Below are 15,276 nucleotides of genomic sequence, written 5' to 3' on the forward strand. Positions count from 1 at the left end.
TGCCTGAGTTATGGTATGCTTAGGCAAGGTTTTGCTTTTGCTTTCCTATCAACGGTTTCTTACACCAGCAAATAGACATCGTCTCTCGTAGTCCGTCATATCAAACGTTCTTGACCCCAATCCATTTGTAATGACCAAGGTCACTTCTTTTTCCTTTAAAACATCTACTTGCCTTTTGTGTAAAAAGACAAAACGATAACTCCAACCATTCTCGATATCAATTGTTACACGTGCCCCATTCTCGATATCTAACAAATCTCTTGTATAGACTGTTGCTATCCCAAAATCATGCTTTGGTTCTATTTCTACTTCAGGAGTGCCGCCTGGATCACCTGGTTCTTCATCGGTTTCCGTTATCCTGCCTTCTGAAGCATATTCAAATGGATTGTCAGCTGTACTATTTAAACTTTCTACGAAATCAACCGTGGCATCAATATCCGCTGGTCCGGTGACTGGGTTCTGTCCCAGATCCTTGATCGGTCCCTCAGACGTTGCCATAAAATTATTTACCGTTAGGGTATATACCTCTTCTCTATCAATTAACGTACCATCAGGAAAACTTACGTTAACGACCTGATTTAAGGACGGGTTCCATGTATAATATAATCCACTCACACTATAATCAGGTCCATATTCAGGAGAAATCTGTTCATTTAGGATCGTATAGATATCTTCACCTGTAACTTCCACTGTCATTAAAGTATTTCCAAATGGCTGTATATTATATAGGTCTCCCCACGTCACTTCACCTGCAAGGAGATCGTCTCGAATACCTCCACCATTCATCATGGCAAAATCGCTATCCATTGACCATTTCATTCCATCTGCAAGCAAATTACCTAATCCATGATCACCATCGACAATATAATCACCTGTTAAATCCGTAGCATTATAGCCAATCACTTCATCCAAAATTGGTCCGATTTGATTTTGATATTTTTCTAGAATAGCTGCAACCTTGTCGTCTGGCTGATAATCACTTTGTTTCACAAAGACAATTTCTGCTTCTTTTTGGATAATATCTCCTGTTTCTCGGTCAATTTCCAAATCAATGTCCGCAAATGCCTTTCCATATTCAGAGGCTTGAACGATTAACTTATTATCTACCACACTATCAACCACTTGATGGTTATGCGCTGCAAGAATCACATCAACCGCATCATCCACATTATTTGCTAAATCTGCAGCTTCTCCTGTTGCCCCATCCCCATCTTGCTCAGCAGGAATGTGAGCCAAAATAACAATCGATTCTACTCCTTGACTTTGTAATTCAGCAACCGCATCATTCACTGCAGCTGTAGGATCTGTAAACTCAATATCTTGAATACCTTCAGGCATGACGATATTCGCCGTCTCTTCCGTAGTCACACCAACAAAACCAATCTCTACACCATCAACTTCTTCCACATAATAAGGGGGTAATATCGGATCACCACTACCCTTGTATACACAATTAGCACAAAGATTCGGAAAGTCCATGCCATCATAATCAGGTGTACCATCCGGGTGCTCCCCACCATCGACCATACGCAATAATTCGTCCGTACCTTCATCAAATTCATGATTACCGACCGTACCTACATCGAATCCAATTTCTTCCATAATTTCAACTGTAGGCTCATCCTGCAATAAACCAGAAACTGGTGAACTTCCACCAATCATATCACCTGAATGTACAACTAAAGCGTTCTCGTGTTCCTGATCTCTTTGTTTGATCGCAGAAGCTAAATAATCGGAGCGACCATACATGGCCAATGTGCCATCACCATCTGGATCTAATTCATATTCCTGATCTATCTTTCCGTGAAGATCATTCACTCCTAATAATTGTACCTGTAAATTTTCATCGGCTGTTTCCTCTGCTGGAGAATATCCATAGGATTCTGCTTCCTCCGGGCTTGAGAAAAACACACGCTTCTCAACAGGAACATCTGCCCAATTATCTGGAACAACATACTCCTTAGTATCCGAGTTACCTACATATCGTTGAAATCCTTTTTGATCATCGTTTGCACGGAACACAAATGGTAATTCCATTAGAGGGTTTTCAGCATTCCAAATACCTAACCCCCTATCTTTTGCTTGCTTAACCGCATGTTGGTACTCTGGGTACACTTCGTCATTAAAAGGAGCTATAAAATAAGTCGATGCATATCCCTGTCTTACCATTTCTAGATTAATATTCATGCCATCTTCTTTTCGAATGATCTCTGCTAGCAATCTACCATAGTCATCTGTAGGTGTATCGCTAAGCTTAACAATAATTTCATCACCAGACTGAATTAACTCATTGATATAACTTGTAGCTGCATCCCCATGATACTTTTGGTTTTGATTGATTTCACCTCTTGCTGGATCCTCATTATGTGCGGCATACGTTTCCGGTGTATCCATATTGACAAATCGAACCCTTGTTTCACCGAGTACAGGATCTGCAATACGGATGGTATCTCCATCCGTTACCGCTTCAACGGTTGTTTCATATTCTCCTGAGGCGGATGGTGGATCTGGTTGTTCCGCCGCCACCTCAAAATCTGCTTGCTCTGTGGGAATAACCTGATAATTATTGTATTGACTTACAATCCCTGTAACGTTGTACCATGCATCTTCCTCCACTTGTGCTATATCTAAGGCATTTTCCATAATACGGAGCGTCGTACCATTATAATCACTATCAATAAATGATACATTGTATCCACCACCAGCAGGACTATCTGGAATACTAGATAGATACCCATTTACACGAACACGTTCCCCTTCAAGTGACTCTGCTGTCTCCTCATTTTGTAAATCTTCTAAACTAACTTCTTGTACCTCTGGTAATGGTTGATCGGACTCCAATACCTGTATACTAGTAGGGACTACCTCTTTTAATCCATTGTATGTGGCCAATTCACCAACAATTTTTACTTTATCTCCCTTTGCAAGCTCTGGTAATTCACCTTGTTCATAGGCAAATAGATTAATACCGCCAGTAACGTCTTGTATGTACGTTGTAAATTGGGTGCCGTTACTAATAGCAGCTGAATTCACCGTGACAGTCCCTTCTACTGATACCGTTGTACCATCATCAAACTGTCTAGCCTCTTCAATAGTAGAAACATTAGGATCCTCTGGGTCGGGTTCTCCTGGATCACCAGGATTGTTTTCATCGATGGTATGGACACCAAGATTTTCAAAATAATCGTGGTTATGCTCTGTCCATTCTGCCACATCATAGGTTGTATTTGACATATTTATGGAAGGCTTTCTGACAATCGTCATATCTTTTGCATAGTTACTATCATCCCCAACCGTACCCAGTATATCGATGTTGTTCTCGTTCTTCTGTAAAGCAATTGCGTCATTTCCATTAAAATTAATAACCGTTGTATTCGTTTGATCAGCGACTTCTAAAATGGATTCATCAGCATTTGTATGTGCAAGCACATACACTTCATCTTGTGCTAATGTCCCTTCAAGATTCAATGTTTTACTAGCATCCTCCGCCCCATTACTATAAAGTGCCAATTGATAATTGCCTAAATCTACCTCCGCCCCTGTACCATTGTAAATTTCAATTGCCTTATTATAGGAGCTTCCTTCTATATACTCTGAAATAAACAACTTATCTGCCGTCTCTGTGTTGTCTGCCGCAGCTACTGATGTACGTGATACTGGTGAAAAATTCATTACAATAAGCGTAAAGATAAGTAATAAGGAAAAACACTGCTTCACCCGTAATTTTCGCATCTGCAACCTCCTCAGGATTTAGTAGTTTGTTGTCATGTTACGTCGACATGACACACTTTTACTATCGCATAACATACATGTATAATCTATAATAGATTAGTAAATTTTTGGTAAATTCAAACCAATAGTACCACTAATTTATTAAATTAGGAAAAAAGATCTAAGATCTACATTTAAACCGATAACAGTTTATCAATGAAAGAAGGCGACAGAAATTTACTCATATAGGCTTGCAAAAACAAAGATCATTCACTATAATTTTTATGTACGGGGCATTAGCTCAGTTGGGAGAGCGCTTCGCTGGCAGCGAAGAGGTCAGCGGTTCGAGCCCGCTATGCTCCATCTGCTTCATGTAAAAAGCAAACATGAGAACCTTGATTAACTCCTTCATGTCGCCCAATCACGTGAAGGCTATGGCCAATACTTGCAAATCCTTCTTCTGGCTGGATTAACACCAAACGTTTATCATATAACTTAGGGGAGAATTCGTAATTACGTACAGCAAAGTCTCGATTTATTACAGAAGAACAGCCCATTCCTTTGATCTTCGGAATATTATATCCACCAAATAATGTTGCCGCTTTTAAAAAATGGGTTGGCTAACCCGTCTGCCAACCCATGAAGTTCATCTACCAAATGTGGTGCCAACTCTTGGTAAATTGGTATTACTGCTTCTACGTTTCTGTCATTCTCCTCCATTATCGAGAAGGTGTGCATTAATTCACGGTTTAATTGCTTGCCCTGTATGTACCCATTCCTAAATGAAGTTCCTCTAATTTGTAGTACATCAACCTGTATTTCCTCCAATTGCATTTCATCTCCCTTTGCTAAACATGAACATTCATTCTTACTTTCGACATGATAATCGTTTTTCCCTCTCTAAACATCAACATTTCTCATTTCAAATACATATGCTATCGTAATTAAGCCTTGCATAGAGGAGGTACCATATTGAAGGATATAACTGTCATTATTATGTGGCCATCTGATCGTGTAGCATTTCATAAATCCCTTCAGTCTTTACATCGTCTAAATGCAAGAATTACTTCCATTGTTGTAATGATCGATTCCAACAGTACTTCCATAAAAGAAAGTAACATGCCTTCTTATTCGTTTCCAATTACCTTAATAACAGTGAATGATGTTAACGCTGGAGAGTGCATAGACCAAACAATAAACCAATTAGCTAGTAGTTATGTGCTGTTTCTACAAGATTCAATGTGTCTTTCTCCAAATGTAAATTCAGAATTTATCCAGCTACCAGATGCAGTATTTGTCTTAGCAACCAATTACGTTACGTCTAACAATATACCTATTCAAATGCCCTTATTCGTTTGCACCGCTTATATGCAGCAACAAACCAAATTCTCAGTAATAAGCACCCCTTTTAAAGAAGGGTTATTACCAATATGGCTGTCCTTGTTAGAAGAAACCCATAAAATAAGTAAGAAGGATTGCTTGAAACAAGCCAGGAGGAATCGTTCTGCAACGAGCCTTGAAAAGGAAAGATTCGTACAAAAACACCAATCCAATGCGATAACTTCTTCGACTAATAAACCCTCATTATCCGTAATGTTGGCAAATTATAATATGCAGGGTTATGTAGCAAATGCGGTTGCATCATGTCATTGGCAAACGGAACCCTTTGAACAAATTCTTGTTATAGATGATGGTTCTACAGATCGATCCTATCAGCAATTATTACGGTGGGAAAAACAATACAAGATCCAGTTACTTCATAAAAAAAATGAAGGGAAAGCAAAAGCATTAAATAAGCTGTTACCCTATGTTTCTAGTGAATTTATCTTAGAGTTGGATGCAGATGATTGGCTTGACCCAGATGCTGTATCAATCATTACAACGTATTTAATGACTTTACCGCAAGAAATTGGTGTATTGTACGGCAATTTTCGTAGATGGAAGCAACGAGACAATAATTTGCTTTATAAAGGAATTAGTCAAGGAAAAACCATCAAAGATATACATGATTTAATGGCTTATCGCTTTCCACTTGGACCACGGATATATCGAACTTCCATGTTAAAAAAGCAAGGTGGGTTTCCAATCATTGAGTATGAAGAAGGCCGGCTTTACGAAGACGTAGCTGTATTGAAACAGCTGTTTACTACCTCTCCTTTCCGCTATCAGGATTTTACAATTTATAATGTAAGAGAACATCCAGAGAGCATTACTAAAAAAGAGAATGGGAAATGGAAAGAATTTTTAAGGACACTAAACAAAAAGAGTAATAGATAGATGCTATCTATTACTCTCTAAAAATTCCTTCACGATGGATATCACATATGCTTGTTTCTGGATCGATAGCATAGGATAAATCGGTAAAGCTAGTATTCGTTTCGCTGTTTTTTCAGCAATAGGAAAATCCCCTTCTTTATATTTAAGGTATTGGAATGCGACTTGTAAGTGTAATGGTATTGGGTAATAGATAGCAGAAGCAACTTTATGTTTGTTTAATTCCAAAGCCAGTTCATCTCTATTATCTAATTCAATACAATACTGATGAAACGTATGCCCCCGATTTTGCGGAACAGAAGGAGGACGTAATTGCTGATGAAAGCTCTCCGTATATCTTCTAGCAACCTCTTTTCGTTGGTGTAGAAAGATATCCAAATAAGGGAGCTTTGCTAACAAAATTGCAGCTTGGAATTCATCAAGCCGGCTATTCATACCTAATAATGTGTGATAATATTTCTGCTCACTTCCATGGTTTCGCAATTGCATTAACTTCTCATAGAGACTTTGTTGATTTGTTGTTATTAAACCGGCATCTCCATACGCGCCTAAATTTTTGGAAGGAAAGAAAGAAAAACAGCCAATGTCACCAATCGCTCCAGCTCTTACTCCATTATATTCTGATCCAATTGCTTGACAAGCATCTTCTATCACCTTAATTTGATACTTTTTAGCTACTTCCATAATGCTTTTCATTTCAGCCATTTGTCCATATAGATGGACAACAATAATAGCTTTTGTCCGATCTGTTATTACTTCTTCTATTCTGGAAGGATCTAGGTTATACGTTGCTTCATCAATATCAACGAATACAGGGGTGGCACCGACTTGCGCAATAGCCTCGCCAGTGGCAAAAAAAGTAAATGGCGTTGTGATCACCTCATCCCCAGGGCCAATATCAAATGCCATTAGAGATAGTTGTAACGCATCCGTTCCATTCCCTACGCCGACTGCATACGGAACTCCTATATATCTTGCAACATCCTCTTCTAATTGTGCTGCTTTCGTTCCAAGAATATATTCCCCGCTATCTAAAACCTCGGTAAGACTTGCTAGAATTGGGTTTCTTACTAAGGCTAATTCTTCTTTTAAGTCAACCATTGGTATTGGGGTTAAACTGTGGTTAGACACATTACCACTCCCCTTTTTCACTTTGTTGACCGATACTTTGATAAGTAATCCCGTGTTTTTTGATATCTTCCTGTTTTAATTGATTACGTCCATCAAATAAAAGCTTACAATTGGTAAAGTCTTTAAAATTTAAATTCTTATAATCGTCATGATAGGCCTGCAAAATAATAATATCAATCTTGGAGATGGATTTGTCTTGTAGAGAAAGCGGCGTTACCCCAAATGCATGAATTTCTCTATCTGAGAATAATGGATCATTCACAAAGACGTTGGCATTCATATTCAGTAGTTGATCTATTAGTAATAACGTCGTTGATTTCGTTGGCTCCTTTACATTCTCTCTATATGAAAGTCCCAATATAAGAACATTCCTATTTGCTAGACTACCAACTTCCTTCTTAACCTGTGAGATGGCATAGGCTGCCATGCCATCATTAACCTCTCTAGCAAGTGGTGTTAGCCCTTGATTTAATCCTTTATTAATAAAGAAATATGGGTAGATCGGGATACAATGTCCCCCAACCCCTATACCTGGTGAATGTATATGTGAATACGGCTGACTATTACTAGCTACGATTACTTCAGATATATTAACTCCCGTTTGATCTGCAAATTGAGCAAGTTCATTCGCAAGAGCAATATTAACATCCCGATATACACATTCTGCCACTTTTGAGAATTCAGCGGTTTCAATTGAGCTTACTTCTATTAGCTGACAGTTTAATGCCTGCTTATAAAATGTAGATGCTAACAATAAACTTTTCTCATTTATGCCGCCAACTACTTTTGGATATTTTTCCAAGTCCTCGATGATTCGGTTTGAATACACTCGTTCAGGACTGTATGCAAGATAGAAGTCCGTACCTAACCGTAAACCCGATCGCTCTTCAATTCGTTTTCCAAACCGGTTTTTCGTGTCCCCCGGTGGCAGTGTTGTTTCAAAAATAACTAATGACCCCTTCTTTATCCCTTTAGCTATGTCTTCCACTACAGCATCGATCATTTGATAATCAATTTGGTTAGCGGTATCGACTAATACAGGGACAATAACAACAATGATGGAAGAATGAGCAACAGCTTCCACATTGTCGGAAGTAGCCCGCATTTGATTATTTTCAACGGCATCCGAAACTAATTGATCTAATCCTGGCTCATTATTAATATGTGATTTCCCTTGGTTAATAGAAGCAACAACTTCTTTGTTTTTATCTGCACCAAAAATATAATACCCATTTGTTGCAAATACAGCAGCCAAGGTAAGCCCAATTTTGCCAAGTCCAATCACAGCTACACTCGCTTGTTGTTCGTCTATGGTCATGGATTTACCCTCATTTCTATGAGAAGATTTTCTATAGGATATGATTGTAAATCATAGACAGTTTGGACGTTGTCACCGGTTGGAAAAACTTCAACTGCTGTCCGAATCCAGCCATTTATAACGCTTTATAGATATCAATATAACGATCAGCCACAATAGGGGCATCGTGAAAGGATTCAATATATTTTCTACCTTCCCTGCCTAGCTCTCCCCATTTCACCGGGTTTTGAACAAGCTCCTTTAATACAGTTAGGATAGTACTAGGATTCGCATTAACGATTGGTAGCTTACCAGAATATTTATCTACTAAGTCTTCCCTTATATAGCAAATCACGGGTTTTCCGAATGCCATGGCTTCCGAACTAATAAATCCACTTGCACCAATGCGCAATTGATCAATAACGATATCAGCTTGAGAGAGGAGCTGCTTCGTCTCCTGATATGTGTAACCTTCAATTAATTTAAATTTCAATGGAATTCCCTTCCTCTTTAGCGTACTAACAGCATTTAGAATAAACTCGGTTCCTTTTAGATTGCGCGAAGTAGGAGCATGGACAATGAGAGGGGTGGATGTATTACTATCCGGATAATTTGGGGTAAACTGACGTACATCAATTGTATGGGGAATGATATGCGTATGTTCGTATACATTTGAAATGTAACATTCTAGTTCAGGGTCTTGAACAATCGCATGATCGATATAATTGGATAACGTCGCAATATTGGCATATATCTTCTCTTCCGTCCATTCTGGCTTCACTCGAACATAAGGGTTGTTAAAGCTTCTAGCTATCGAACCTACTCGAATATCAGAGCCATGATGATGAACAACCATTTTCTTTCCTGCTTGCTTTAATCGTTTTAAATCGCGTTTATCAGGGAAAAAGGTTGCTCCAAAATGAAAGTGAAAAATATCGTATGTTTCAATCGCTTTTTGTAAAAACGTATGGATGCGGTTCTCCCTTTCTGGAGACGAAAGGGAATTTAAGCGTAAGCATAAATCCGGTTCAAACTCGAAATTATTTTCATCGAAATGGCAAGCAGTAGCGTCTACTCCTTTTGCTCGTAAAGCTCGACATAACTCAATCATTGAAGGTCCGTACGGAAGATGTAGCACTCGCAATCAAATAAACCCCTTTCCTGAATCATAACTGTTCGCTTTTTATGAAGTCTCCGTTAGCTGTTGATAGACGTTAATCAGACGTTTCTCCATATGTTCCCAACTAAATGTAGACTCCATTACGTTACGTGCTTGATACTTCATTTCGGCAAGCTCATTACGATTGGCAGATAAAGCGATAAGCGCTTCAACATAATCCCGTGCAGTGGCTTGTAGCTTCGGCACGACATATCCGCATTGATAGTAATGAATAAATGTTGCCATGTCTTCGCATTGATTAACAAGTACAGGAATTCCATTATTTAAATAACTAAAAAACTTATTTGGCATTGCATATCGATTATTCAACGAATGAGCTGCATCTAAATCAATCCATCCAATATCAACATCGCGCATTACTTGTGGTATCTTTTCATAAGGAATCCAACCGGTGAATTGGATATTATCTTGAATATGATCCGGCAATCGTTCTAATTGTTGTTTTGCTTCTTTTCCCTTAAACCCTCCAATTATTTTAGCCTTAACATCTAGTTGTTGATTAACGATCTCTATAATCTTTACTAATTTATCAAAACTTCCTCTTTTCTTATTGATTGTCCCTTCAAATGTAAGGATTAATTGCGATTTTCCATTCTTACTTAGTTTGAAATCCGTAGCTAAAGGCGGGGAATTATAAATTACTTCAACAGGTATGGTCGGATTGACGGATAGATGCCATGCCTTGATAGATTCAGATACGGTGATCAAATAGTCTATCTCTTTTATCATGCTTTCAAGCATTTCATTTTTTAGTTTTTTTGTTTTACTAGATTGATTGATCAGTGGATCGGGTTCCAGTTCATGGCTATCATAGATTAAATTGCATGGTTTCCCTTTAGACATTAGACACCGTTTAATGCCTACTCCGCAATACAAAGAAAAAAATTCATGTGCATGATAAAAGTCTGCCTGCTGCTGTATTCCCAATTGAGTTAGGGGATCGGTAAACCGTATGTATTTTCCAGATTTTAAATTGTAGTGGAGGGCTTTAATATGCTTTTCTGGATACATTTGATCATAGGTAATTATTTTAATTCCTTCATGATAAAACGAATCCTCTAAATACTGATCAGTAAACGTAGTACCATCTATATCGAATAAGTAACCATCTCTTTTAGGAACGATCATCGTTACATGATACCCTGATTTATGTAAGCTTTTTGCTTCTTTCTTAAAAATCCGTGCATCTAAAAATGGATGCTCAGACACTAAAAAACATACTGTTTTAGTCATAATTCCCTCCCAACAAGCAATTTCGCCTTATGACAAGAGATAAGGCATTTGATTCGAACCTAGGGATTGATAAATCGATATCAGCCGTTTCTCCATATGATTCCAATTATAGACTTCCTCCATTACTTTCCTTGCATTGCTTCCCATAGCTGCCCATTTTTCTGGATGCTGTCGCAAATGATGTATTACTTGCAAATAGTCTGCCGGCGCAGGATTTCGTTTATTAATAACAAGTCCGCATTGATACGTTTTTATAAATTTTTCTATATCACTGCACTTGCTAGCTACAACCGGAATTCCATTATTTAAGTAACTAAATAATTTGGCAGGCATCGCAAACATATTATTAAGGGAATGGGTTGGATCTAGATCAATTAAACCAAGGTCTGCACCTGCCATCGTTGCTGGTAGTGTATGATAATCAACCCACTGTTCTATGTGTACTCTATTTTGCAAATGCGCAGGTACTGGAAAGGTTTCCCCATACCTCGATCCACCAATGATTTTAAATTCAACATCCGTTCCGCTGTTACTTCCCTCAGTGATTGCTATTACCTTTTCGAAGGTTTCTCTTGACATATTGCCTTCATGAACGACAACAAATGAATCGTTAGGTGTGTTTTTGTTCATGATATGTTTACTTAATGGCGGAGCATTATAAATTACCTCAACCGATAACATAGGATCCATTGCCAGGTACCAAGATTTAATTGAATTCGATACGGTAATAACATAATCGGCTTCTTGTAAATTTCCTAAGAGTGTCTTATGCCATTGTTGCTTTGTATGATCATTTATCTGTAATGGAAAGGGATCAGGAATAAGTTGTCTACTATCATATATTAACTTAACTTCTTTATTCCTCTGCTGTTGTAGATCCTGCTTAATCGCTTTTCCATAAGTAAAAGAGTTCAATTCATGCGCATGATAAAAGTCAGCATCTTCTTTTATTCCTAATTGATAAAGCGGGTCAGATACTGGATTTAACGACCTTCTCTCACTATCATAAGTAACTACCTTTATACCTTGATAATAAAAAACTCGTTCACGAAATTTCTTATTGAATGGTGCTCCATTTATATCAAAAAGAAGACCAGCCTTACGCGGTGCAATAATGGTGACATCATAACCATTGTTTAAAAGACTCTTCGCCTCACATTCAAAAATACGCGAATCTAGAAAGGGAAGGTAGCAAAGCAGCATACACACCTTTGGTTTCAACATGTCAACCTCCACTCTTCAACTTAATTATTATTTTCCTATCCTCCTAATAAAGTATTAACATCTGAATGCAAATATTCATATAATTGAATGTACGTGTTAGGATGTCGTTATTTGTTATCACCATGGCTATATGTCGTATTGGAGGTAATCCAAGTGGAATTAAACTTAACTGGAAAGAATGTACTTGTAACTGGGGGATCAAGAGGAATAGGGAAAGCCATCGCCCAAGCTTTTCGTAAAGAAGGAGCTAATGTTGGCGTTGTGGCTCGAAACCCAACGGAACTTCTTCATGTAAAACAAGAACTTGGAGTAAAGGTATATAGAAAAGACATCACGATAGAGGATGAGCGTATACAGTTAATTCACGAATTTATCGAAGACTTCCAGACAATTGATGTACTAGTTAATAATGCTGGTGCAGGAATAGGAACTCAGGTTTTAGACACAGCACCAGCCGTATTCGAAGCGTCAATGAAGATTAATTTCATCTCTGTGTTGCACTTAAGTCAATTAGTAAGCCAATACATGATAGACAAAGGTGCAGGGGTAATTATTAATATTGCATCCATTTACGGAAAAGAATCAGGCGGATTACCTGCGTATAACACCTCAAAATCAGCAGTAATCAGCTTTACAAAAGCCTTTAGCTCTGAAGTAATAAAACATAATATTCGTGTTGTTGGTATCGCCCCTGGGGCGATCTTCCATCCAAATAAAGAATGGAATCGACGTATCCAAAACGATCCAAACTTCTTAACAAATTATGCAAGCGCTAGAATACCTGCAGGACGACTAGGTAAACCTGAGGAAATTGGAAACACTGCTGTATTCTTAGCTTCAGATAAGGCATCTTGGATTGTCGGTACTACGATTACTGTTGATGGTGGTCAATCACGAATGAATTATTAACGGAAAAGGAAGTGCCAACTATGAATCGACCATTGCTTGCAAACAGTACCATCTTGGTTATTGGTGGAGCTGGTTTTATTGGGAGCCATTTAGTAGATAAATTAATAAAAGAAAACGCAAAACATATTGTGATTTTGGATAGTCTTTTTACAGGCAGTATAGGACACCTAACTGCTGCACTAGCACAAAATACAACCCTTTATATCGATGATGCAGAAAATCAAGAGACATTGAATTACATTATGGGAAAACATGATATTGATATTGTTTTTAATTGTGCAACCAAGGCGTTAAACTACTCCTTTATAAACCCTTCAAATGCATTTTTAACCAATGTTGTCGTCTTAAAGAATATTTTAGAATTACAACGAAACGGAGCTTTTCAAACGCTCTGTCATTTTTCATCCTCTGAAGCATATGGTTCATCTAAATATCAGCCTATGGATGAAGCCCATCCTTTACTCCCGACCACAACATATGCCGCCGGAAAAGCTTCGGCTGATTTGTTGTTACAATCTTACGTCAACATGTTTGATTTGGATGCTTTTATCGTTCGGCCATTTAATAATTATGGTCCAAGGCAAAATTTCTCAGGGCCTTTAGCTGGTGTCATTCCAGTTACAATTAAGAAAATTCTAGACGGTGATGTTCCAGAGATACATGGACATGGTCAACAAACAAGAGACTTTATTTATGTCAAAGACACCGTAGATATGGTAATAAAAACCTATCCTATTATCTCTTCCGGTGATTGTGTAAATATCACAACAGACCAGCAACTATCCATTAAACAGGTGATCGAAACAATTATGGAAGTAATGAATTATAACGGTGAAGTTCTTCAAAAACCTAATCGAAAAGCAGATGTTGAAATTCACAGAGGTTCAATGAAAAAATTACATGGATTAATTGGTACTTTTAATAAAACAGCATTTAAAGATGGCATCACATCTACCGTAAATTGGGTAAAAGCGAACCAGTAACCTATACGATTACACATCAAATAGGGTAGTTTGTTGAAGTAACTGTTGGTATACATTGGCTAATCTTACTTCCATTTGCTCCCAGCAATAAATTTCTTCCATTACATTTCTAGCGTTCATACTCATCGTTCTAACCAGTTCTTTGTTCTTTGCCAAGTACAGCATTGCTTCAGCATAGTCCTTGGCAGTGGCATCTTTTTTATCAATTACTAAACCGCAACGATGTTCTCTTAAGAAAGATTCCATTTCATGACAGCGATTTACAATAATTGGAACACCATTATTTAAGTAACTAAAAAATTTATTCGGCATAGCATACGAACGGTTGAGGGAATCATTTAAATCTTCATAATCAATCCAGCCAACGTCAACATCTTTCATATACTCACCAATGGAATAATAATCAACCCATCCCGTTAGAATCACGTTGTTCTTTAAGTGATCGGGAAGGACAAATGAATCGCCAAATCTTGTTCCACCAATAACTTTAAATTGAAAATCGATGGATTTGGAGCATATTTCGGTCATTTGCGTGATTTTATTTTTACTTCCCCTTTTGTAATCGATATTCCCTTCGTAGCAAGCAACAAGTTTGTCTCCACTAAAATTTTTCGGTTTATACTTCGTCGCTAATGGGGGGGAATTATAAATTACTTCTACAGCAAAAGTAGGATCCTGTGAAAGAAACCATGATTTTATTGCATGGGAAATAGTAATAATGTAGTCTACTTCTTTCAACATTACGAGCAACTTCTCTTTTAAATTCTCTCTGTGCTGTTTGGAATTTCTAGAATCAAATGGATCTGGGGTTAGTTCATGACTATCATATATTAATTTCACATGTTTTTGCTGCTGGTTCATTCTTCTTTTGACGCCTATTCCTGCAAATAAAGATAAGTACTCATGAACATGATAAACATCCGCATTTTCCTGTACGCCAAGTTCAGTTAACGGATTGTTAAATCCTTGTTCCCATTGTGCTAATGGGGAGACTACTTTACTTAATGAATTCCTACTCTCTCTAAAGTCATAGGTTATTATCGTAATCCCTTCATGGGTGAATCTCTGTGATAAATAGGTATCTTTAAACGGCGTTCCATCAATATCAAAAAGATACCCATCTTTTCTTGGAACAATCATCGTGACATCATAGCCTAATTTCTTAAGGCTTTTCGCTTCTCTCTTGAATATCCTTGAATCTAAAAAAGGGTGCTCAGCAACTAGCATACATACCTTTTTAGACATTTTAGCACTCCTTTCTTATTTCTGAATACATTCATTATATTTAGCTTGGTAAGCATTCATGCTAACACCTTCCTTAATCCAACATATTG

12 protein-coding genes and 1 tRNA gene are annotated in these 15,276 nt (G+C 37.8%); 4 read left to right on the top strand and 9 right to left on the bottom strand.

The annotated features are described in order from the left end of the window. Positions 1–48: 48 nt before the first annotated feature. Complete coding sequence (locus BN990_RS16365; protein ID WP_038245815.1) at positions 49–3,732, bottom strand: 5'-nucleotidase C-terminal domain-containing protein; 3,684 nt, start codon at positions 3,730–3,732, stop codon at positions 49–51. A 269-nt stretch (positions 3,733–4,001) separates the two neighbouring features. Here BN990_RS16365 and BN990_RS16370 point away from each other — a divergent pair. Next, positions 4,002–4,074, top strand: a tRNA-Ala gene (locus BN990_RS16370). On the opposite strand, the gene BN990_RS22050 is transcribed toward BN990_RS16370, so the two are convergent. Further along, on the bottom strand, positions 4,065–4,268 hold the full coding sequence (locus BN990_RS22050; RefSeq protein WP_074436690.1) for a carcinine hydrolase/isopenicillin-N N-acyltransferase family protein: 204 nt from the start codon (positions 4,266–4,268) through the stop codon (positions 4,065–4,067). The genes BN990_RS16370 and BN990_RS22050 overlap by 10 nt on opposite strands. A gap of 19 nt (positions 4,269–4,287) precedes the next feature. Next, positions 4,288–4,539, bottom strand: a complete 252-nt coding sequence (locus BN990_RS21605; protein ID WP_148530718.1) for a hypothetical protein — start codon at positions 4,537–4,539, stop codon at positions 4,288–4,290. 144 nt (positions 4,540–4,683) lie between these two features. Between BN990_RS21605 and BN990_RS16380 the strand changes: the two genes are divergently transcribed. Then, positions 4,684–5,988 (top strand): glycosyltransferase family 2 protein, encoded by a 1,305-nt coding sequence (locus tag BN990_RS16380; RefSeq protein ID WP_021288778.1) that lies wholly within the window; start codon positions 4,684–4,686, stop codon positions 5,986–5,988. 3 nt (positions 5,989–5,991) lie between these two features. Here BN990_RS16380 and BN990_RS16385 read toward each other — a convergent pair whose 3' ends face one another. From BN990_RS16385 to BN990_RS16405, 5 genes are all read right to left on the bottom strand, one after another. Next, positions 5,992–7,116: a DegT/DnrJ/EryC1/StrS family aminotransferase gene (locus tag BN990_RS16385; RefSeq protein WP_021288779.1), complete on the bottom strand. Its 1,125-nt coding sequence runs from the start codon at positions 7,114–7,116 to the stop codon at positions 5,992–5,994. A gap of 1 nt (position 7,117) precedes the next feature. Beyond that, the gene (locus BN990_RS16390) at positions 7,118–8,434 is read right to left on the bottom strand and encodes a nucleotide sugar dehydrogenase (protein ID WP_021288780.1); all 1,317 of its coding nucleotides are present in this window, start codon (positions 8,432–8,434) and stop codon (positions 7,118–7,120) included. Between the two features lie 115 nt (positions 8,435–8,549). Beyond that, complete coding sequence (locus BN990_RS16395) at positions 8,550–9,551, bottom strand: glycosyltransferase family 4 protein (RefSeq protein WP_231378645.1); 1,002 nt, start codon at positions 9,549–9,551, stop codon at positions 8,550–8,552. Positions 9,552–9,596: 45 nt separating this feature from the next. Further along, positions 9,597–10,826 (bottom strand): glycosyltransferase, encoded by a 1,230-nt coding sequence (locus BN990_RS16400; protein WP_021288782.1) that lies wholly within the window; start codon positions 10,824–10,826, stop codon positions 9,597–9,599. Positions 10,827–10,853: 27 nt separating this feature from the next. Further along, entirely contained in the window at positions 10,854–12,050 is a 1,197-nt protein-coding gene (locus tag BN990_RS16405) for a glycosyltransferase family protein (RefSeq protein WP_021288783.1), read from the bottom strand. A 153-nt stretch (positions 12,051–12,203) separates the two neighbouring features. Here BN990_RS16405 and BN990_RS16410 point away from each other — a divergent pair, with 153 nt between their 5' ends. Both BN990_RS16410 and BN990_RS16415 read left to right on the top strand, forming a co-directional pair. Beyond that, the gene (locus BN990_RS16410) at positions 12,204–12,959 is read left to right on the top strand and encodes an SDR family NAD(P)-dependent oxidoreductase (protein WP_031334898.1); all 756 of its coding nucleotides are present in this window, start codon (positions 12,204–12,206) and stop codon (positions 12,957–12,959) included. 20 nt (positions 12,960–12,979) lie between these two features. Next, positions 12,980–13,942: a GDP-mannose 4,6-dehydratase gene (locus tag BN990_RS16415; protein ID WP_021288785.1), complete on the top strand. Its 963-nt coding sequence runs from the start codon at positions 12,980–12,982 to the stop codon at positions 13,940–13,942. 9 nt (positions 13,943–13,951) lie between these two features. On the opposite strand, the gene BN990_RS16420 is transcribed toward BN990_RS16415, so the two are convergent. Next, positions 13,952–15,187 (bottom strand): glycosyltransferase, encoded by a 1,236-nt coding sequence (locus tag BN990_RS16420; RefSeq protein WP_051739233.1) that lies wholly within the window; start codon positions 15,185–15,187, stop codon positions 13,952–13,954. Positions 15,188–15,276 lie beyond the last annotated feature (89 nt).

Source organism: Virgibacillus salexigens (assembly GCF_000723585.1).
In the GTDB taxonomy this organism is placed as follows: domain Bacteria; phylum Bacillota; class Bacilli; order Bacillales; family Amphibacillaceae; genus Virgibacillus; species Virgibacillus salexigens.